Here is an 18,978-nt window from a genome sequence, read left to right on the forward strand (position 1 = left end):
TCTGCCGTCACCAGCATCCCACCTCATCAGCGAAGCCTTGAATTCTACAACGACTTTTTAACCCGCCGCAACTCAAAACCCAAAATTTCTTCCCAACACCACAGAAGCTTTCCAAGAAACCCTCCGCACTGCCAAGCCGTGAAGTATACAGCTTTCAACTGGCTGCTAGCAACAACTTGCCTGTTCTTTCTTCAAACACGCCATTTTTCAAGCAACTTTGACGGACTCAAGCTGTCGTAACCCTCGAATGGTTGATGGATCCAGGGGTTGGTAGGCAAAAACTCTACCGAGTAGTCCGGCGTGAACGCAGACAAGCCCTTAGTCCAGATCACTGCACTTCGGAGTTCTGTGATCGGTACGTAATTCGTCTTGAGCATGGAAATGACCGAGTTCAAAGTGTGCCCCGAATCCGCCAGATCGTCGACAAGTAACACACGCCCGGCTATTTCACCTTTGGGTGTAGTGATGAATCGCGCCAGATCGAGATGCCCTTGGACAGTACCCGTTTCAGCGCGGTAAGAACTGGTCGACATGATGGCAAGCGGCTTATCGAAAATTCGGCTGAGGATGTCGCCCGGGCGCAGGCCACCTCGGGCCAAGCAAAGAATGGTATCGAACTCCCACCCAGACTGATGAACCTTGAGGGCCAACTTTTCAATGAGGCTGTGATACTCGTCATAGCTCACATAAAGATGCTTGCCGTCTTCCGTCAACATAGTGGGTCCTAAATTAATAGCAAAGAGCGCTCACGAGCCGAACGACTCGTGGGTATGCCCATCAATCAGCGAGGTATGGGTTCTTCACAAGGATGGTGTGATCGCGATCAGGACTAGTGGAGATCATCGCGATCGGCACGCCCGTGACTTCTTCGATTCGCTTGAGGTACCTTTGTGCTCCCAGTGGCAGCGCTTCATAACGAGTGATCCCTACCGTCGAATCACTCCATCCAGACATTGTTTGGTAAACAGGTGTGCAACGGGCAATCTCATCGGCACCCATCGGCAACAGATCGATTCGGGCACCATCTAGTTCGTACCCCACGCAAAGCTGCAGTTCTTCTAATCCGTCAAGCACATCGAGCTTGGTGATGCAAAGACCAGTCAACCCGTTGACTTGCGCACTGCGCTTAAGAAGGGCGGCATCAAACCAGCCACACCGGCGACTTCTACCGGTAGTGACACCTTTTTCAGCGCCAACCGTGCTCATGTGATATCCAGGAGTACCCGGCTTTTCCCAATCGAGCTCCGTTGGAAATGGTCCCCCACCCACACGAGTGCAGTATGCCTTTGTGATGCCCAGAACGTAATGAAGCATGCTGGGGCCCACGCCCGCACCCGCTGAAGCATTCCCGGCAACACAGTTGCTAGAGGTCACATAGGGATAAGTGCCGTGGTCAACATCGAGCAGCGTACCTTGCGCACCTTCGAACAACAGGTTTTCGCCCGCTACGTGCGCTTCATTTAGTTCGCGAGAAACATCAGCCATCATGGGGCGCAGTAACTCAGCATGACGCATGGCTTCTTCATACACCACTTCGAACACAACCTCCCCATCGTGAAGATAAGGCCTAAGCGTCTCTGGGAATATGAAATCTCCGGAGTGCAAGAAAGAGCGCAGCACATGGTTATGCAACTCCAAGAGTTCGCGGAGCTTTGCCGCAAACCGATCTGGATACTTCAAATCTTGCACACGCAAGGCTCGTCGCGCGACCTTGTCCTCATAAGCGGGCCCGATACCTCGGCCAGTTGTGCCAATTTTCTCGACGCCCCCGTGCTCCCGAGCGGCTTCGCGGGCGACGTCAAGTGCTGCATGGAAAGGCAAGATCAGCGGACATGCTTCACTTACACGCAAACGCGAACGCACCTCGACACCTGCCTTCTCGAGCCCTTCAATCTCTTCGAACAATTTAGCGGCCGACAACACTACGCCATTCCCGATGTAGCACTTCACCCCAGGACGCATGATTCCGCTGGGAATCAAGTGCAATGCGGTCTTTACCCCGTTGATGACTAGCGTGTGCCCTGCATTGTGTCCACCCTGAAATCGCACTACGCCTTGCGCACTTTCGGTCAACCAATCAACCAGCTTACCTTTGCCTTCGTCACCCCACTGAGTGCCAACGACAACGACGTTACGACCTTTGCTTGCTTTCATTTCTAACCCGATTGAATTGTCAAAATGCTTAGACAGACCGAACGGCCCAGCGTCCATCCACTTGATAGAGCTCTCTGTCGCAGTGGAATTCATCCACCTCGCTCTCATGCCCTGGCAGTACGCAAACTACCGTTTCGCCCTGACGGCGAAGAGCAGCGACCGCAGCATCTGCGTCAAAACCATCACCCCACGGCGCGCGAATCGCGGCTTTAAGAGGTCGAGGTGAGATCACGCTAACCAGTTGCTTGATATCAAGACTGAACCCTGCGGCTGGACGATTGCGTCCGAAGGCTGCGCCTACTTCGTCGTAACGCCCACCCCGCACCAAGGCATCACTCGCCCCTGGCGCATACATGGTAAAACGAGCGCCGCTGTAATAGGCATACCCGCGAAGGTCAGCGAGATCAACAGTGATACTTGCAGGCTGCAGCCTGCTCGCCAAGCTCCGCAGGTCGTTCAAGACTGAGGTCACGCCGGGTATGTGCCCCAACAAGCCTTGCGCGTCATCCAGGACGTCAATGTTTCCGTAAAGTCGCAGCAGTGCGTTGAGCCCGTTCGACACCTCGGAAGGAAAATCAACCGTCAGCAACTTCAGACCCCCAGCATCCTTAGCCGCCAACGCATTGTGGATGTTGTGAAGACGGAGTGCATCAACATGAATGCCGGCTAGCATGCAGCGCAGTACGCGCACGTCGGCCAAGTCCACACTGACTCCGGCCACTTGTGCAACGGACAGGCACTCCAAGGCAAGTAGCGCGCTCTCCACGTCGGCCTCAATGCCCGAGTGACCATAGATTTCAGCACCGAACTGTAATGGCTCGCGAGTTGCATGCGGCTTATCTGGCCGGGTGTGGAGCACCGGACCGCAGTAGCACAGCCTACTGACACCACGTCTATTCAGAAGATGTGCATCAATCCGCGCTACCTGTTGTGTAGTGTCGGCGCGCAGGCCCAAAGTGCGACCTGATAGTTGATCCACCAATTTGAATGTCTGAAGCTCGAGCGCTTCCCCAGCCCCCGTCAACAAAGACTCGAGATGTTCGAGCATAGGCGGCATGACCAACTCGTAGCCATAGCTCCGAGCAGTGTCTAGCAGTCCTCTGCGCAATTCTTCGATGTGCCGCGCTTCAGAAGGCAGCACATCAGCAATGTGATCCGGCAGGACCCAAGCAGACATGAGAAAAGTTGAGGCTGTTAAAAACGCGATTCTACCGGCTATGCCTCTAACTCCCATGCTGCGATCCGCCTTAGCTGTTCTATAAAGGCGAATCGCGTGTCAGTGGGGCGCTGGATTCGCGCAACGCGAGCCCAATGCCATCATACAAATCACAAAGTTAGCCGTTGCGAGGTGAAGGAGGCAAACGCACGCCTACTTCTCATTCACGGCACCACAATCCCGCGGCCTCTGCAAGCAACCGCATAACAGCCCCTAATTCCTTTGGGAGGTGGGAGGGGTGCCACGGAACGCCTTAAAAAACTCAGAAGATGAGGGATCTACCACCATCACATCGCTTTTCTTATTGAAACTGGACTTGTAAGCTTCGAGACTACGATAAAACTGGGCAAACTGCGGGTCACGACCGAACGCCTCTGCGTATATCCGCGCGGCATCAGCATCCCCCTCTCCTTTCAACTTCTGAGCGTCGCGATAGGCATTGGCAATCGTAATCTCCCGTTGCCGATCAGCATCTGCACGGATTTTTTCACCCTCAGCGGCACCAGTAGAACGCAACTCGTTAGCAACACGTTTCCGCTCAGCTTCCATTCGTCGGTAAACCGATTCCGTAATCGCTTCCACATAATCGACGCGGGTGATTCGTACATCGACAACATCAACACCCCATGGCTTGCTGCCTTGCACTGACTCAAGGACTTCACGCTTCACCTCGGACATTAGCTCCTCTCGCTTGGGCGAAAGAAGTTCTTTAACCGTGCGGCGGTTGACCTCCTCCTGAAAGGCATTGCGAACTACGCGATTGAGTTGAACGGCTCCTGCGTTTTCGTCGAGTCCCACATTACGGATGTATTCAGAAGGATCTGAAATGCGCCAACGCACATACCAATCAATAACGACACGCTGTTTCTCAGCAGTTAACATAGACTCAGTGTCTGAACTGTCAAGCGTCAAAAGCCGCTTGTCGATATAGCGTACGTTTTGGAACGGAGGAGGCAATTTGAAGTTCAGCCCAGGCTCAGTAATTACCTCCTTGATTTGCCCCAATGCGTAAACCACACCAAACTGGCGCTGATCCACAACAAACAGCATTGAGCTCAACAGCGCTAGCAATACCAAGAAGGTAGAAGCGATAAGTCCGACTCTATTCACAGCTATCTCCTATCGCGACTCGCGCTCACGCGTGCGGCCGGTATCACGTACACGGGGATCGTTCTGAAACGAAGCCGCAGGAGGCAACCCAGTTGTTGCGGCTGGCGGGGTTTCCAACGCTGGCACGGAAGCGCCCGCTGTGGTTTGAGCAACGCTTTGCATAATTCGGTCCAGTGGCAAATACAACAAATTCGAACCTTGGCGTGAATCCACCAAAACCTTCGTTACGTTGGTATAGATCTGCTGCATAGATTCCAAATACATCCGATCCCTGGTTACCTGCGGAGCCTTTTGGTATTCCGCAAGCACTGAGCTGAATCGCTGTGCATCCCCTTGCGCCTGCGCAACGATACGTGCTTTGTAAGCGCCAGCCTCCTCCGTCAAACGGGAAGCGGAACCTACTGCACGTGGAATCACGTCGTTGGCATAGGCCTGTGCTTCGTTCTTAGCACGCTCACGCTCCTGCCCAGCTTTCAATACATCGTCAAACGCGGCCTGGACCTGTTCCGGCGGCCTCACACCCCCCTGTTGGAGGTTAATGCCCACCACCTCGACACCTACTTTGTAGCGATCAAGGATGACCTGCATGAGAGCCCTTACACGCGGAGCAATTTGATCGCGCTCCTCAGCCAAAGCGGTATCCATACGCATCTTGCCAACGACCTCGCGAACTGCAGTTTCAGCGGCTTGAACCACCGCGTCTGCGGGATTTCGACTCTCAAACAACCAAGCTCTGGCGTCGCTTAAACGATACTGCACTGCAAATTTAATTTCGACGATGTTTTCGTCTTCAGTGAGCATGGCCGACTCGCGCAAACCGGTGCTCTTGATGATGCTGTCGCGCCCGACGTCAGTAGAGCGGATTTGGGTCACGAAAACCAATTCGTGCCGCTGAATGGGATAAGGCAATCGCCAATTGAACCCGGCATTCACAGTGCTCTTGTACTTGCCGAACTGAGTAATAACGGCTTGCTGGCCTTCTTGGACAATGAAAAAACCGGTGCCGAGCCAGATTAGGAGAGCGACGCCTGCGATCAAGCCAACACCTACCCCTGCATTCTTCATATCCGGCTGGAATCCACCGCCTCCATGGGAAGGGCCATGCCCTCCTCCATTTTTTCCACCGAACAGTCCACCCAGCTTGCGATTAAGGTCCCGCCAAAGTTCGTCCAAGTCTGGAGGTTGGCCAGTGTTTCCCTGCTCTCGGCCTCGCTGCCCCTGCGGCCTAGATGTCGCAGAGGGGTCAGGCTCCGGACGATCAGAGCTTTCGCTCTTGTCGTCGCCACGACCCCAGCGTGGGTCGTTCAAATTAAACATTCCCCTAAGTCGCTGGGGCACAGGAGCCCAGCGGAAGGCACGTCGATGCAGGTTCATGCGGAAAATCTCAGGTTCTCTAAAGACATGGAGCAGTTGGGCATTGTGCCCAATCAGTCATCGCCTCTATTCAATTCAGCAGCGGTGCCAGGGGTCATATCATCGCGTGCCGTTATCAGTGTCGCCGCGAGGTGCTGCCGCAGCTTCGGCAAGCCCTCGCCCGTTCGGGCACTGACAAACAACCGAGGGACTGGCACACCATCCACCTCATACTCATCTTGCTGAGTGTTTGGGCGAGCGTCAGCTGCAACCGCGTCCAATTTATTGAATACGAGCAGCTGAGGAATGTCGACCGCACCGATTTCAGCCAAAACGCGTTGAACCTGGGCGATCTGCTCAGGAAACGCGGGATTTGCCGCATCTACTACATGCAACAGCAAATCAGCATCAATCGCTTCTTGCAAAGTCGCCTGAAAAGCGTCTACCAAACCGTGCGGAAGATCACGTATGAATCCCACAGTGTCAGACAAAGATACAGAACGCTCAGCTTCAGTAAGGTAAAGCTGGCGCGTGGTGGTGTCCAACGTGGCGAAAAGCTGGTCTGCTGCGTAAGCTCGAGCTTTAACCAGCGCATTGAACAGCGTGGACTTCCCCGCATTGGTGTACCCAACAAGCGAAATAGTGAAAGTGTCACGCCGTTCGCGCTGCCGGCGCTGAGTTGATCGCTGCCGCTTAACCTTTACCAATCGCTCCCGAGTCCTCTTGATGGCATCGCTGATCATTCGCCGGTCCAACTCAATCTGAGTCTCCCCCGGCCCCCCCCGCGCACCAATGCCTCCCCGCTGTCGCTCCAAATGAGACCAGCGACGCACCAGCCTTGTGCTCAGATACCGAAGCTTGGCAAGCTCAACTTGAAGCTTCCCTTCGTGACTTCGTGCTCGTTGAGCAAATATTTCCAGAATGAGCAATGTTCGATCAGTTACGGGCAACTCTAGCTGCTGCTCGAGATTTCGCTGCTGAGCCGGACTCAATGCCTGATCGAACAATACCTCCTTCGCGCCATGCATTTGCGCCAGCGCCCGGATTTCGTCCGCTTTTCCGCTGCCAACGAACAGCGCAGCATCTGGCGCTTTTCGCTTGCAGGTCAACCGTGCTACAGGAATGAGACCTGCAGTTTCAGCCAACAAGCCAAGCTCTTCCAACTCGCCATCAAAATGTGGCAGACCGAAGTCCACCCCCACTAATACGACAGGCGTTGTCGGCGATTCAGAAGCGTCAGAGGAACTCAAGACTGAAGATTAATTGCCGCGCCGAAGAGACGCGTAAGAAAAATGAACGACAAGTATCAAGCAGGAGCGCCCACCTCGGCAGCATCTCCAGAGTCGGCCGTAGTGAAATTTACAGCGCGACCAGGCACGATTGTCGAAATCGCGTGCTTGTAGACCATCTGGGTGACTGTGTTACGAAGCAGCACTACATACTGGTCAAAAGACTCGATCTGCCCTTGCAGCTTGATGCCGTTAACGAGGTAAATTGACACCGGAACATGCTCTCTGCGAAGCGCATTCAGAAACGGGTCTTGAAGGAGTTGGCCCTTGTTGCTCACGATATTCTCCGTGTTCAAAGAATGTTGTTGTAAAAGTGCACCTTACCACAGGCGTTAGGCCGCATAGACCAAAAGGCTTTACCGGCGATCAGTTCTGCCTTCGTCTTGGGTAAACGGATTGTGGGATGTTTTCATCTCAATTCTGAGTGGCGTTCCAACGAGGTTGAACTCTTTCCGAAACCGCCCCTCAAGAAAGCGCTTATAGGCCTCTGTGACGTGTTCAAGCGAGTTCCCGTGGATGATGATCACCGGAGGATTCATCCCCCCTTGGTGGGCGTACCGAAGCTTGGGTCTGAACATTCCAGAGCGTTTAGGGCTCTGAAACTGAACCGCCTCAAGTAACAACCGCGTCAATATTGGGGTCGACATTTTGCAGTTTGCGGACTTGTGCGCTTGGACAATAGACGCCCAAACCGGGCCAAGACCCTGCCGCTTTTTCGCCGAGATGAAATGTATCGACGCGAATTTAAGGAACGAAAGCCGCGTTTCGATTGAACGCTCCAACGTCTGGCGCCCGTAGTCATCGACAGCATCCCACTTGTTCACCGCCAGCACGACTGCGCGCCCGCTCTCCAAGGCATACCCTGCGATATGTGCGTCCTGATCAGTAACGCCTTGTGTGGCATCAAGCAACAGCAGCACTACGTTGGCTGATTCGATCGCCTGCAAGGTTTTGACCACCGAGAATTTTTCGATTGCCTCAAACACCTTGCCTTTGCGGCGCAACCCCGCTGTGTCGATCAACTCGAACTTCTGGCCTTGGCGCTCAAAAGGCACCGAAATAGCGTCTCGCGTGGTTCCTGGCATGTCAAACGCCACCAAGCGCTCTTCGCCCAACCACGTATTGATCAGCGTCGACTTTCCTACGTTGGGCCGCCCCGCTACAGCCAAACGAACGGCAATCGGATCACCATCCAGCACCTCATCACCCGGATCAGGTAACTGCAACGGCGCCAGTGCAACATCAACCAAGCTGCGAATTCCCTGCCCGTGCGCCGCCGACACAGGATGAACCTCGCCCAACCCCAATTCATAAAACTCTGCCAGCTGAACGCCCTCCAGCATTCCTTCGGCCTTATTGCCAACGAGTACGCAAGGCTTTCCCAACCGGCGAAGGTATTTCGCTATGTCGTGGTCTTGAGCGGAAACCCCTGCACGAGCATCCACCACAAACACGACAACATCAGCTTCGGCGACAGCCTGCTGCGTCTGCTTTGCCATCTCGCGGTAAATGCCTGCAGAAGCATCTGGCTCAAAACCGCCAGTATCGATCACGATGTACTCGTGCTTGCCTTGCTTGCCGTTACCGTAATGCCTGTCTCTAGTAAGACCCGCAAAATCCGCCACGATCGCGTCTCGCGACTTCGTCAAACGATTAAAAAGCGTAGATTTGCCCACATTGGGCCGCCCCACTAGAGCGATTACTGGCTTCATTTGGAATCCTGTCACTCTGGGCGGAAACCGTAAATGCTGCCACTGCGCGTCACGACCACAAGCGTGTCTGCAGATGCTGCCGGAGCGATGGCGACGCCTGACGCATCTGTAGTAAGGCGGTTCAAGGGACTGCCGTCATCACGCGAAAGCAAGTGAACCAGTCCTGATTCATCACCAATGACCACCGATCGCCCCAGCATCAGCGGGGCGGTCAATTTGCGATATTGCAACCGCTCTGAAGACCATGCCTTGGCGCCATCTTGTCGACGCCATGCAGTCACCGTCCCATTGCTTTCGGCGCCGAACAAGAAATTGTCGTCACCGTGCACACCCTCAGCACCGTTAGCGATCTGTGTCCAGTTGACAGTTCCGCGACGCGCATCCACACACCCTACGGCAGCTTGAAACGCGCGAGCGCAGACCACGTCTCCAATGCGACTGGTAGGACCTACGATTTCCACCAGCCTTTCCACGTCATTCGTTCCGCGGGGGCTTGCCAACGGCGCCTCCCAGCGCACGGTGCCAGAGTCAGGGTTAAGTCCTACTAGTCTCCCCGACAACCCAGCCACCAGAGTATCCCCCACCGCCATAAGCACCCCGCGTTGGCGCAGCGTTAGAGGCTCACCCGGGCGTTGCTGATTCCATAACCGCTGCCCCGTAGCCGCGTCATAAGCTGATAGCGAGCGATCTGCAGCCAGAACAAATACGCGATTGCCGGCAACCAAAGGCGGTGTATACGACTGGGCTTGCAGCTGTTGCCGCCAAATCTCCCGACCGCCAGACAGAACGACGACATCGTTTTTCTGCGTGACGACAGCCGTCCACTTTCCGTCACCGCCTACACCCGCCGAAAGAGCTCCGCCCACAGACGCTCGCCACACATCGCCTCCAGTGCGGGCATCGATCGCTGCCACTGTCCCATCAACAGATGCCACCGTCACGGTGCTGCCATTGACTAGAATTTCCATCGGCAAGCCGGCCGTGGAGCCGATCTTTGCCGTCCACGCTTGGCGCACCGCGAGTACAGGGACGTTTGGCCCAAGCTCTGCGGGCTTGGGCTTGGACACCCCACCCCACAGAGAACAGCCAGTCAAAAGCACAACCGAACCGACTACCACCGCACCGGCAGCCATAGGCCGCCATTGGCTCGCCCAATCACGCATCATTGAACACCTCCGGACTGAGCAGTAGATACCGCTACTTGCTGCGGCACCTGTGCGCCAAGTGCGTTGAGCTTGACCTCCACAAGGCGACGATATTCAACTCGTTCATCAAATGTTTTGTAAGCGCGCTGGTACTCAGCTACGGCCTCCGCTTTCTTGCCCTGAAGCGCCAGCACATCACCCCGGCGATCCGCGAATGCTGCATCAAAGCCAACGGGTGTCGGACCTGAAAGCTGTGTCAGCGCCTGGTCATAAGCTTTTTCTTCAATAAGCAAACTCACAAGACGAAGCCGAGCAAGCGCCTTATATCCGTCGTCGACAGCTCCTTGCGTCATCCACTCCAGCGCCGCTTTAGCTGCCTCGGGCTTGCCCGTATCAGCGAGGGCTCGCGCCGCGGTCAGGCCTGCTTGGCTGGCCTGTATCGTGCCGGCATAACGCGACTTCAGATCGCCCAACACCTGTTCGATGCGAGCAGCGTCAGATGCACTGACGGCAGATTCCATCGCATCAGCCAAAGCCGAAGCCTGCGTAGCCTGGCGGTTCTGCCAATATTGATACCCGTTCCAGGCCGCAATGGATCCAAACGCCACAATCAGAACGCCGCTAATCAGGGTGCCCCATGTGTTCCAGAAATGCTTGAGTTGATCAAGCTGCTCTTGTTCTTCAAGATCGAAATGATTTGCCATGATGGTGATGTGTTTCAGCGAGAAGATTGTAGGGTGACGGCCCAATTGGATAAGTCAGCCAGAACGCGTTCGATCTGGTCGCCACTGCCATCCCGCAGCGATTTGACAATGACATTCCCGCGCGCCAGTTCATCCGCGCCGAACACCAGTGCATAGCGGCTAAGGCTTGCATCGGCTTTTTTGAATTGGGACTTCATGCTTCCCATGGAGTCGCCCGTCGATGCGTGCATCTGCACACTCACGCCCAGTGCGCGTAGTTGCTGAAGTGATGCCATCACCACCGGCAAGAAATTGATGTCAGGTACGATGGCATAGGCATCGGGAATGATTTCTTGCCCGCTTAGGCCTAGTTCCTTGACCAGTTCCAATACGCGTTCGACACCCATCGCCCACCCCACAGCTGGCGCCGACTTTCCTCCCACCTGTTCGATGAGATAGTCGTAGCGCCCGCCTCCACAGATGGTTCCTTGGGAGCCGAGCCGATCGGTCACGAACTCAAAGACGGTTAGGTTGTAGTAGTCCATGCCGCGGACCAAGCGAGGGTTGATTTGCCAAGCCACGCCGTTCGCATCCAAAATCCGCTTGACGCTTTCAAAGTGCCTCAACGACGACTCACCTAGAAAATCCAGAAGTTTGGGAGCGCCGTCCACCAAGCCCTGCAAGTCCGGATTTTTGGTGTCGAGAATTCTCAGCGGATTGGTGTGCAGTCTGCGACGAGCCTCCTCATCGAGCTGATCTACATGCTGCTCAAGGTAAGCGATCAAAGCAATGCGGTGGCTCTTGCGCTCTTCAGGCTGACCCAAACTATTCAACTCGAGTCGGACTTCGGTCAGACCCAACTCTTTCCACAACGCGTCGGCTAAAAGGATCAACTCCGCATCAACCTCCGCGCCCGAGAAGCCAAGCGCCTCTGCGCCGATTTGATGAAATTGCCGGTATCGCCCACGTTGAGGGCGCTCATGGCGGAACATGGGGCCCATGTAGTAGAGACGCTTACCGCCGTCATACAGCATGGAATGCTCAACCACAGCCCGCACGACACCAGCTGTCGCCTCTGGCCGCAATGTGAGTTGTTCGCCGTTAAGTCGGTCTTCAAAGGAATACATCTCCTTTTCGACAATGTCGGTCACCTCTCCCAAACCGCGCACGAAAAGCGCTGTCGGTTCGACGATCGGAGTGCGCAAGTTGCGATAGGCGTATCGCTCCATGAGATGGCGAACCTTGCCTTCCAACCACTCCCATTGGGCTGACTCTGGAGGCAGAACATCGTTCATGCCCTTCACCGCAACAAGCTTCTGTGGCTTGTGCAGTGTTTGTTGATTGTTACTCACGATTTTTGATGTTTTATTTGGGCCTTGATTGCCCTGTCTTGCTAAGCCTGCGGAGGAAAGCGCTTTAGCCGGTGATTACAGCCGGTTGATTTTGGCCAAAGCGCTTGGCAATGTATTGGTCCACAAGCTCATGGAATTCCTGGGCTATGTTGTCGCCACGCAGTGTCAAAACTTTCTGTCCATCAATGAAGACCGGTGCAGCGGGCGCCTCGCCAGTTCCAGGCAGGCTTATCCCGATATCAGCATGCTTGCTCTCACCTGGGCCGTTGACGATACACCCCATCACAGCGACCTTCATTTTTTCCACGCCGGGATAACGAAGGCGCCATACAGGCATCTGCGATCGCAAGTGGTCATCGATTTGTTTTGCAAGCTCCTGGAAGGTCGTACTTGTAGTGCGTCCGCAGCCCGGGCAGGCCGTGACGCTTGGAACGAATGAGCGCATGCCCAGTGCCTGCAAGATTTCAGAGGCCACTACGACCTCCTGGGTTCTAGCCTCACCAGGTTGGGGCGTCAGCGATACCCGAATGGTGTCGCCAATGCCTTCTTGAAGCAGCACCGACAACGCCGCCGTAGAAGCAACCGTTCCTTTTGTACTCATGCCCGCCTCAGTCAGGCCCAAATGCAAGGCATAGTCACTGCGCTTTGCCAACTCGCGATACACCGAAATCAGGTCTTGCACACCGCTGACCTTGCACGACAAGATGATCTGGTTTCCATCAAGACCCATGGCTTCGGCACGACGGGCGGACTCCACAGCCGAGGTAATCAGCGCCTCATACATGACCTGCCGCGCATCCCAAGGCTCAGCGCGCCGGCTATTCACATCCATTAATTGGGCCAGCAGTTCCTGATCCAGACTGCCCCAATTCACCCCAATCCTTACGACCTTGTTCCACCGCATGGCCGCATCGATCATCTGGCCAAATTGGCGATCCCGCTTGTCACCCTTGCCAACGTTGCCCGGATTGATCCGATACTTTGAAAGCGCCTGGGCGCAGTCGGGATATTCGGTCAGCAAGCGATGACCGTTGTAGTGAAAGTCTCCGACGAGAGGCACGGTTTCACCCATGCGATCCAGCTGCTCCCGAATGTAAGGTACTGCAGCTGCCGCCTCAGGCGTATTCACAGTGATGCGGACGAACTCGGAGCCCGCCTGCGCCAGTTCTTTCACCTGGATCGCGGTGCCAATGGCATCGACGGTATCCGTGTTGGTCATGGACTGAATGCGCACAGGCGCTCCGCCGCCCACAGTCACCACACGCGAGCCCCAAACAATGCTTGCTTGACGGGAAATTCGCTTAGTGGGTGCCGCCATCGCAATGGGGCTTGCCGAAGTGTCATTTGTCACTTATTTCACCTCAAACCGAGCTACGTTCTCGCGCGTCGCACTGGTGATGTCCATCGGACGGCCTCTCAGCAGCACGGTCGTTGCATCAGCCTTTCCTATCACCACAGCCCATGGTGGTGACCCCGACGCTACCAGCCTATCACCTGCATTCAAGATTTTCTGCGTCACACCCCCACCAGACAGATTTCGCACCTGTACCCATGAAGACGCGGTCGCCGTGATGACGAGCACCGCATCACTCGCAGCGGGCGTGGGAGTCGGCTGACTAGCTGCAACCAAAGGCGCTGCCACAAATCCAGGAGCATTGGACTGAGGTTGACCGGCAACCAAGGCATTGGCATTCGTTGGCGTGGACGATGACGCTGGCAACAACCCCACGCTGGCAGACGCCGTCGGTATGCTGCTCGGGGAGCCCACCGTCGAATCCGAAAGCTTTGACTCCACCGATGCCAGAGGCGCATCGACCGCGCGAGGAACAAAAACCATGGCGAGTGCCGCCAGCAACAGCACTAGCACCACAGCCACGACTGACCGGGGAACCGCAGACCCGCCACCACTGGAGCCACGCGCATTGCCATCCTTGAAGGACGCATTGATTCCGCGATCAGCGGAAAGACGGGGCGCAGCCCCCTGAGGCAACAATGCCAGAACAGGAGCGGGATCAACCTTCAGGGCGCGACACACACTGGAAGCCAGAGCACGCACGAATACGGCATCAGGAAAAACATCGTAGCTATCGGCCTCCAGCGCCTCCAGCTTGTACACGGGCACTTTCAAGGCTACTGCCAACGCGGCGATGTGGACTCCTGCCGTCTGCCTGGCATCGCGCAGCAACATGCCTGCCGTCTCGCCTGCACCGCTTACAGGATCATCTGATCTATTCACTTCATTCTCTGGCATCTCACTCATCGAATGCGCCTCGCTCATAAGCTAGCAACTCTCTCGAATCTGGAAACCGCTTGCGCAACTGCTCGCCCAACTGGCGCATCGCGATCGAGTCCTTCAACGCCCGCTCGACCCTCACCCCGAGCCATAACGATTCAGCGTTCGCAAACTCTCCGTTGTTCACTCTTCGGACATAGAACTGAGCCTGCTTGGCGTCACCTTTTCGAAATTTCAGCGATGCCAAGCTGTATCCGATGACAGGACTGCCCGCGTCGAGCTCATATGCCTTGGTCAGCGCCTGCTCTGCCGCAGCCGTGTCACCCGAACGCTCCAGACAGATTCCTTGCGACATCAGCGTCTTGCTGCGAGCCGTGTAAGTAGGCACGGCCAACGCACGGTCGAACCACTGCCTACTTTCGGCGTAGCGCTGGCGCTGACATTGGAGCCAACCGAAGTTGTGCATGATGTCTGGGTCGCCCGGCTTCAGCCCCTGAGCCCGTCGAAGGCTTTCTTCGGCTTGGGCGAAATTCCCCAGCCGCATGTAGACGAGCGCCATCAGATGGTGGGCATCCGCAAAAGCAGGATCTGTCGCAACCGCTTGCTTGACCTCATCCAGCGCCACAGTCGTCTGTCCCATCTGAAAATAGTTGACCGCCAATTCAAGGCGAATGCGCGCGCGCCTGCGCACCTCCGACTCATCCGATGGCGTAACGACCGGATCGGCCGCATAGGCCGACTGGTCGGTCGTTGCAGTTCCACATCCACTCATGAGAAACATACTCGCGAACGCAGTGCCTGCCATGGCACCCACGCGTTGCCATCGGGCCTTTGAATTCGTCATGTCTGTCCCCTTGGTGTGCATGCCCGCCGCTAAGACACTTGCTTGAGCGCTATCACTCGCTGCTTGGCCATGCGCTCTGAGACCCGCGTGCGATCTTTCACATCCCCTGCAAGCTGACCACATGCAGCGTCAATGTCATCACCGCGCGTCTTGCGCACTGTCGTGACGATACCTGCATCGCTCAGCAGCTTGGCAAAAGCCGACACTTGCTGAGGGGACGAGCGATGCAACCCAGAAGCAGGAAAAGGGTTGAAGGGGATCAGATTGAATTTGCACCACACGCCCTTGCTGGCGTGCACTCGCACCAATTCGATCAGTTGCTGCGCATGTTCTGGTTGATCATTCACGCCATCCAGCATGCAGTACTCGAACGTGATGAAGTCACGGGGTGCATGCTGCAGATAGCGATTGCAAGTGTCCAGCAACTCGGCAATCGGATACTTGCGATTCAGGGGCACGAGATTGTCACGAAGCGCATCATTGGGCGCGTGCAGCGACACTGCCAGCGCAACAGGGCAATCTTGAGCCAAGCGGTCCATCATCGGGACAACGCCCGAGGTAGACACAGTAACTCGGCGGCGAGACAGCCCGTAGCCATGATCGTCTAGCATGACCCGCAGCGCCGGCACCAACGCACCGTAGTTCTGCAGCGGCTCGCCCATTCCCATCATCACCACATTGGAAATCACACGCTCAGATACACCCAACCGGGTGCGCAGAGCATGTTCCGCAAACCAAAGCTGAGCGACAATTTCGCCAGTGGTCAGATTACGGCTGAACCCCTGGTGTCCCGTGGAGCAGAAACGGCATCCCACCGCACATCCCGCCTGAGACGACACACATAACGTGCCACGATCGTCTTCGGGGATGAATACCGACTCGACCGCGTTGCCATCACCGACGTCGAACAGCCACTTGACCGTTCCATCAGTTGATACGTGCTCGCTGATGACACGAAGGCCGGTCACATCGGCAGCGCCTTTCAGCTTTTCACGCAGCGACTTGGCAAGATCGCTCATTGCGTCGAATTCGCTCGCCCCACGCTGATGAATCCAGCGAAAGAGCTGAGTTGCCCGAAAACGCTTCTCACCCAGCCGCTCACAAAAAGCAGCCAGCCCGTCCAGATCGAAATCAAGCAGGTTCGTGGTCATGACGTCATTCGGGCCGGCAACCGCCGTTGGCCGCGTGCAGCACACTCAAGCAAAGCATCAGGCTTCAGCAGCCGCACGCAGCAAGTTCCCATTACCGCGAGTAAATATTAAGGCCAGGGAAGAAGAACGAAATTTCGACTTGTGCCGTTTCAGGCGCATCTGAACCATGCACGGCATTGGCGTCGATGCTGTCTGCAAAATCAGCACGGATCGTGCCGGCTTCTGCCTTCTTCGGGTCTGTTGCACCCATCAATTCGCGGTTCTTCAAAATCGCGTTTTCGCCTTCCAGCGCCTGGATCATCACAGGACCGGAGATCATGAAATCGACCAGATCCTTGAAGAAAGGACGCTCTTTGTGCACTGCATAAAACTGCTCAGCTTCGCGACGCGACAGGTGAGCCATACGCGCAGCGACAACCTTCAGGCCGGCAGCTTCGAAGCGAGCATAGATTTGACCGATGACGTTTTTAGCCACTGCGTCGGGCTTGATGATGGAGAGAGTGCGTTCGATAGCCATTGTTTTATTCCTGATGAACAAGAGGTTTCGGTAGTTTTTGCCCTGCGGACAAAGCTCTCGATTCTAGCCCGGCCGCAATTCCCTAGCGCCCGCTGCGGCGAGGGCCAGGCCCACCGTTGCTGCGCTTCTGGTCTTGACGTTGCCTCTGCAGACTATCGCTGCCAATGTAGCCCACCGATGTCTTCATGGGGTCTGGTTGACCACCCTTACCCGGCACACCGCCTGCTCCGCTGCCTTTGCCTCGACCATCTCCACTGCGCGTCTGGGGTGCCCGGCCAGCAGCTCCATTCCCCGCCTTGCCATACCCGCCGCCGGGACGACCTTGCGCGCCGCTAGGGCTTCGTACGCTTGCACGCTCGGCTGACACGTCGGTGCTGACCTGACTCTCATCGGCTCGTGCACGGCCAGTGCCGGCTGCGCTGGCCAAGGCCCGGATATCCCGCTCATCCAGTTCCAGCCAAGCGCCGCGCTTGAGTCCGCGAGGCAACATCATGGCGCCGTAACGAATGCGGATAAGACGACTGACGGCGTGGCCGACGGCCTCCAGCATGCGGCGAACCTCACGGTTACGCCCTTCCGAAATCGTCACGCGATACCAGCAGTTGGAACCCTCGCCACCACCATCCTCGATGGAACCGAAAGCAGCAAAACCGTCGTCCAACTGCACCCCGTCGAGCAACCTTTGCTTTTCTTCGTTGCTCAAGGCACCCAACACTCGAACAGCGTATTCGCGTTCGAGCCCGAAGCGGGGGTGCATCAGTTGGTTGGCCAGCTCCCCGGAACTGGTGAAAAGAAGTAGACCTTCAGTGTTCAGATCCAGCCGCCCCACCGATTGCCATTTGCCCTGCATCAAACGAGGCAGCTTGCGAAAGACCGTGGGGCGGTTTTGCGGGTCGTCATGGGTCACCACCTCACCTGCAGGCTTGTGATAAGCAATGACACGCGGCGGCGGCGGATCGATACGGTAGCGAATCAGCTTTCCGTTGACCTTCACTTGGTCGCCATGCTGAATGCGCTGGCCTACGTGGGCGGGCTCGTTGTTGACCGAAATTCGCCCCTCCAGGATCAACTGCTCCATTTCCAGCCGCGAACCCAAGCCAGCCTGGGCCAAAACCTTGTGCAACTTCGGCGTTTCCACCTGCGGCTGCAACACCCGCTTTGCGGGCACCAAGTCGTCGGCCGCTTCGTCCTGATCGAGTTGCCCTGAGACCACATCGGCGAATTCGTAACCTTGCTCAGGCTCATTTTTTTTTGCCCGCGGGTGCTCTTTGCCACGAGGGATCGCCGCCCCGTTGCGAGAGCGGTCATCACGCCCCTTGCGAGCATCGCTACCGCGTGGTGAGCCGGCCGCACTCGTTGCCGCTGGCACGGAATTCGAGTCAGCTACGGGCTCGTCTGGAGTGGAGTCATTCATTGTTTTTTTCCTGTAGCAGTTCGATCCGGCTCATCAGCCCCATCAACCTGCGTTGTTGCTACAGCGGCCTGCCCGCCCTCGCTAACGATGTCCGCTTGTTCCACATCCGTGATCTGCGTGGTGGACGGGCTCTGCCCTTGCGTCTCTGTCAGATCTGCCAACTGGGGCTGCTCGGTCGTCTCTGTGTCGACCAGTTCCAGCGCATCGAACATGCTGGTTTGAACGACCGAGTCGTCCAACACCGGCAATTGATCCAGCGACTGCAAGCCCAGATCATCCAGGAATTGCCGAGTCGTGGCGAAAAGCGCTGGCCGACCTACCGTCTCGCGGTGACCGATCACCTCGACCCAACCACGATCTTCCAACTGCTTAACGATCAGGCTGTTCACCGTCACGCCACGAACATCTTCGATGTCGCCCCGGGTCACCGGTTGCCGATACGCAATGATGGCCAGGGTCTCCAACGCCGCACGCGTGTAGCGAGGCGGCTTCTCAGGGTGCAAGCGATCAAGATACTCTCGCATTTCAGGCCGGCTCTGAAAGCGCCAACCAGACGCCACCTGCACCAGTTCGACACCGCTTTGGGACCAATCCTGCTGCAGTTCCAGCAAGATAGTCTTTAGTGTGTCAGCACCCAAAGCATCATCAAAAAGACCGCGCAATTCGCGCACAGTCACGGGCTGGGGCGCACAGATCAGGGCGGTTTCAAGAACCCTTTTTGCATCCACCGTATTCATGATTTTCAGCAGTCCCGGAGAAATTGCGCAGCGGGGTGTGCGTTACACCACCTAGCAGCACAACAGGG

18 protein-coding genes are annotated in these 18,978 nt (G+C 56.2%); all 18 read right to left on the reverse strand.

Annotation, left to right across the window (positions count from 1 at the left end; translation table 11 throughout):
* Nucleotides 1–191: 191 nt before the first annotated feature.
* Nucleotides 192–716 carry a phosphoribosyltransferase gene (locus RQI28_RS05390; protein WP_311221592.1) on the reverse strand — a complete coding sequence of 175 codons (525 nt, stop codon included), beginning with the start codon at nt 714–716 and terminating at the stop codon, nt 192–194.
* A 61-nt stretch (nt 717–777) separates the two neighbouring features.
* Nucleotides 778–2,154, reverse strand: a complete 1,377-nt coding sequence (locus tag RQI28_RS05395) for an adenylosuccinate synthase (RefSeq protein WP_311222047.1) — start codon at nt 2,152–2,154, stop codon at nt 778–780.
* 28 nt (nt 2,155–2,182) lie between these two features.
* The gene (locus tag RQI28_RS05400; RefSeq protein WP_311221593.1) at nt 2,183–3,331 is read right to left on the reverse strand and encodes an ATP phosphoribosyltransferase regulatory subunit; all 1,149 of its coding nucleotides are present in this window, start codon (nt 3,329–3,331) and stop codon (nt 2,183–2,185) included.
* A gap of 252 nt (nt 3,332–3,583) precedes the next feature.
* On the reverse strand, nt 3,584–4,480 hold the full coding sequence (gene hflC / locus RQI28_RS05405; RefSeq protein WP_311221594.1) for a protease modulator HflC: 897 nt from the start codon (nt 4,478–4,480) through the stop codon (nt 3,584–3,586).
* A gap of 9 nt (nt 4,481–4,489) precedes the next feature.
* Entirely contained in the window at nt 4,490–5,854 is a 1,365-nt protein-coding gene (gene hflK, locus RQI28_RS05410; RefSeq protein WP_311221595.1) for an FtsH protease activity modulator HflK, read from the reverse strand.
* 53 nt (nt 5,855–5,907) lie between these two features.
* Entirely contained in the window at nt 5,908–7,083 is a 1,176-nt protein-coding gene (hflX, locus tag RQI28_RS05415) for a GTPase HflX (protein ID WP_311221596.1), read from the reverse strand.
* A 56-nt stretch (nt 7,084–7,139) separates the two neighbouring features.
* The gene (gene hfq, locus RQI28_RS05420; RefSeq protein ID WP_404976873.1) at nt 7,140–7,400 is read right to left on the reverse strand and encodes an RNA chaperone Hfq; all 261 of its coding nucleotides are present in this window, start codon (nt 7,398–7,400) and stop codon (nt 7,140–7,142) included.
* A 78-nt stretch (nt 7,401–7,478) separates the two neighbouring features.
* Entirely contained in the window at nt 7,479–8,834 is a 1,356-nt protein-coding gene (der, locus tag RQI28_RS05425; protein WP_311221598.1) for a ribosome biogenesis GTPase Der, read from the reverse strand.
* An 11-nt stretch (nt 8,835–8,845) separates the two neighbouring features.
* The gene (gene bamB, locus RQI28_RS05430; protein WP_311222048.1) at nt 8,846–9,967 is read right to left on the reverse strand and encodes an outer membrane protein assembly factor BamB; all 1,122 of its coding nucleotides are present in this window, start codon (nt 9,965–9,967) and stop codon (nt 8,846–8,848) included.
* 29 nt (nt 9,968–9,996) lie between these two features.
* Nucleotides 9,997–10,683 (reverse strand): tetratricopeptide repeat protein, encoded by a 687-nt coding sequence (locus RQI28_RS05435; RefSeq protein ID WP_311221599.1) that lies wholly within the window; start codon nt 10,681–10,683, stop codon nt 9,997–9,999.
* Nucleotides 10,684–10,697: 14 nt separating this feature from the next.
* Nucleotides 10,698–11,957 (reverse strand): histidine--tRNA ligase, encoded by a 1,260-nt coding sequence (gene hisS, locus RQI28_RS05440; protein WP_311222049.1) that lies wholly within the window; start codon nt 11,955–11,957, stop codon nt 10,698–10,700.
* A gap of 121 nt (nt 11,958–12,078) precedes the next feature.
* A complete protein-coding gene (gene ispG, locus RQI28_RS05445) occupies nt 12,079–13,332 on the reverse strand; it encodes a flavodoxin-dependent (E)-4-hydroxy-3-methylbut-2-enyl-diphosphate synthase (RefSeq protein ID WP_311221600.1) in 1,254 nt (417 codons plus the stop codon).
* A gap of 33 nt (nt 13,333–13,365) precedes the next feature.
* Nucleotides 13,366–14,202 carry a RodZ domain-containing protein gene (locus RQI28_RS05450; protein ID WP_311230410.1) on the reverse strand — a complete coding sequence of 279 codons (837 nt, stop codon included), beginning with the start codon at nt 14,200–14,202 and terminating at the stop codon, nt 13,366–13,368.
* A 64-nt stretch (nt 14,203–14,266) separates the two neighbouring features.
* Complete coding sequence (pilW, locus tag RQI28_RS05455) at nt 14,267–15,091, reverse strand: type IV pilus biogenesis/stability protein PilW (RefSeq protein WP_311221602.1); 825 nt, start codon at nt 15,089–15,091, stop codon at nt 14,267–14,269.
* Nucleotides 15,092–15,120: 29 nt separating this feature from the next.
* Nucleotides 15,121–16,242, reverse strand: coding sequence for a 23S rRNA (adenine(2503)-C(2))-methyltransferase RlmN (gene rlmN, locus RQI28_RS05460; protein WP_311221603.1), 1,122 nt, complete (start codon nt 16,240–16,242; stop codon nt 15,121–15,123).
* Nucleotides 16,243–16,333: 91 nt separating this feature from the next.
* Nucleotides 16,334–16,759, reverse strand: coding sequence for a nucleoside-diphosphate kinase (gene ndk, locus RQI28_RS05465; protein WP_311221604.1), 426 nt, complete (start codon nt 16,757–16,759; stop codon nt 16,334–16,336).
* 82 nt (nt 16,760–16,841) lie between these two features.
* On the reverse strand, nt 16,842–18,173 hold the full coding sequence (locus RQI28_RS05470) for a pseudouridine synthase (protein ID WP_311221605.1): 1,332 nt from the start codon (nt 18,171–18,173) through the stop codon (nt 16,842–16,844).
* A complete protein-coding gene (gene scpB / locus RQI28_RS05475) occupies nt 18,170–18,910 on the reverse strand; it encodes an SMC-Scp complex subunit ScpB (RefSeq protein WP_311221606.1) in 741 nt (246 codons plus the stop codon). The genes RQI28_RS05470 and scpB overlap by 4 nt, the downstream gene beginning before the upstream one ends.
* Nucleotides 18,911–18,978: the final 68 nt, after the last annotated feature.

The sequence above is a fragment of the Acidovorax sp. WCS2018Noco2-16 genome, assembly GCF_031843945.1.
Classification (GTDB): Bacteria; Pseudomonadota; Gammaproteobacteria; order Burkholderiales; family Burkholderiaceae_C; genus Paracidovorax.

What these genes read in the sequence shown, in the direction of transcription:
- ndk (WP_311221604.1), bottom strand. Translation starts at nt 16,759, where the DNA reads ATGGCTATCGAACGCACTCTCTCCATCATCAAGCCCGACGCAGTGGCT.
- RQI28_RS05395 (WP_311222047.1), bottom strand. Translation starts at nt 2,154, where the DNA reads ATGAAAGCAAGCAAAGGTCGTAACGTCGTTGTCGTTGGCACTCAGTGG.
- scpB (WP_311221606.1), bottom strand. Translation starts at nt 18,910, where the DNA reads ATGAATACGGTGGATGCAAAAAGGGTTCTTGAAACCGCCCTGATCTGT.
- hflK (WP_311221595.1), bottom strand. Translation starts at nt 5,854, where the DNA reads ATGAACCTGCATCGACGTGCCTTCCGCTGGGCTCCTGTGCCCCAGCGA.
- ispG (WP_311221600.1), bottom strand. Translation starts at nt 13,332, where the DNA reads ATGGCGGCACCCACTAAGCGAATTTCCCGTCAAGCAAGCATTGTTTGG.
- RQI28_RS05400 (WP_311221593.1), bottom strand. Translation starts at nt 3,331, where the DNA reads ATGTCTGCTTGGGTCCTGCCGGATCACATTGCTGATGTGCTGCCTTCT.
- rlmN (WP_311221603.1), bottom strand. Translation starts at nt 16,242, where the DNA reads ATGACCACGAACCTGCTTGATTTCGATCTGGACGGGCTGGCTGCTTTT.
- bamB (WP_311222048.1), bottom strand. Translation starts at nt 9,967, where the DNA reads ATGGCTGCCGGTGCGGTGGTAGTCGGTTCGGTTGTGCTTTTGACTGGC.
- RQI28_RS05435 (WP_311221599.1), bottom strand. Translation starts at nt 10,683, where the DNA reads ATGGCAAATCATTTCGATCTTGAAGAACAAGAGCAGCTTGATCAACTC.
- RQI28_RS05450 (WP_311230410.1), bottom strand. Translation starts at nt 14,202, where the DNA reads ATGTTGCTGCGCGATGCCAGGCAGACGGCAGGAGTCCACATCGCCGCG.
- hisS (WP_311222049.1), bottom strand. Translation starts at nt 11,957, where the DNA reads ATGAACGATGTTCTGCCTCCAGAGTCAGCCCAATGGGAGTGGTTGGAA.
- RQI28_RS05470 (WP_311221605.1), bottom strand. Translation starts at nt 18,173, where the DNA reads ATGAATGACTCCACTCCAGACGAGCCCGTAGCTGACTCGAATTCCGTG.
- RQI28_RS05390 (WP_311221592.1), bottom strand. Translation starts at nt 716, where the DNA reads ATGTTGACGGAAGACGGCAAGCATCTTTATGTGAGCTATGACGAGTAT.
- pilW (WP_311221602.1), bottom strand. Translation starts at nt 15,091, where the DNA reads ATGACGAATTCAAAGGCCCGATGGCAACGCGTGGGTGCCATGGCAGGC.
- der (WP_311221598.1), bottom strand. Translation starts at nt 8,834, where the DNA reads ATGAAGCCAGTAATCGCTCTAGTGGGGCGGCCCAATGTGGGCAAATCT.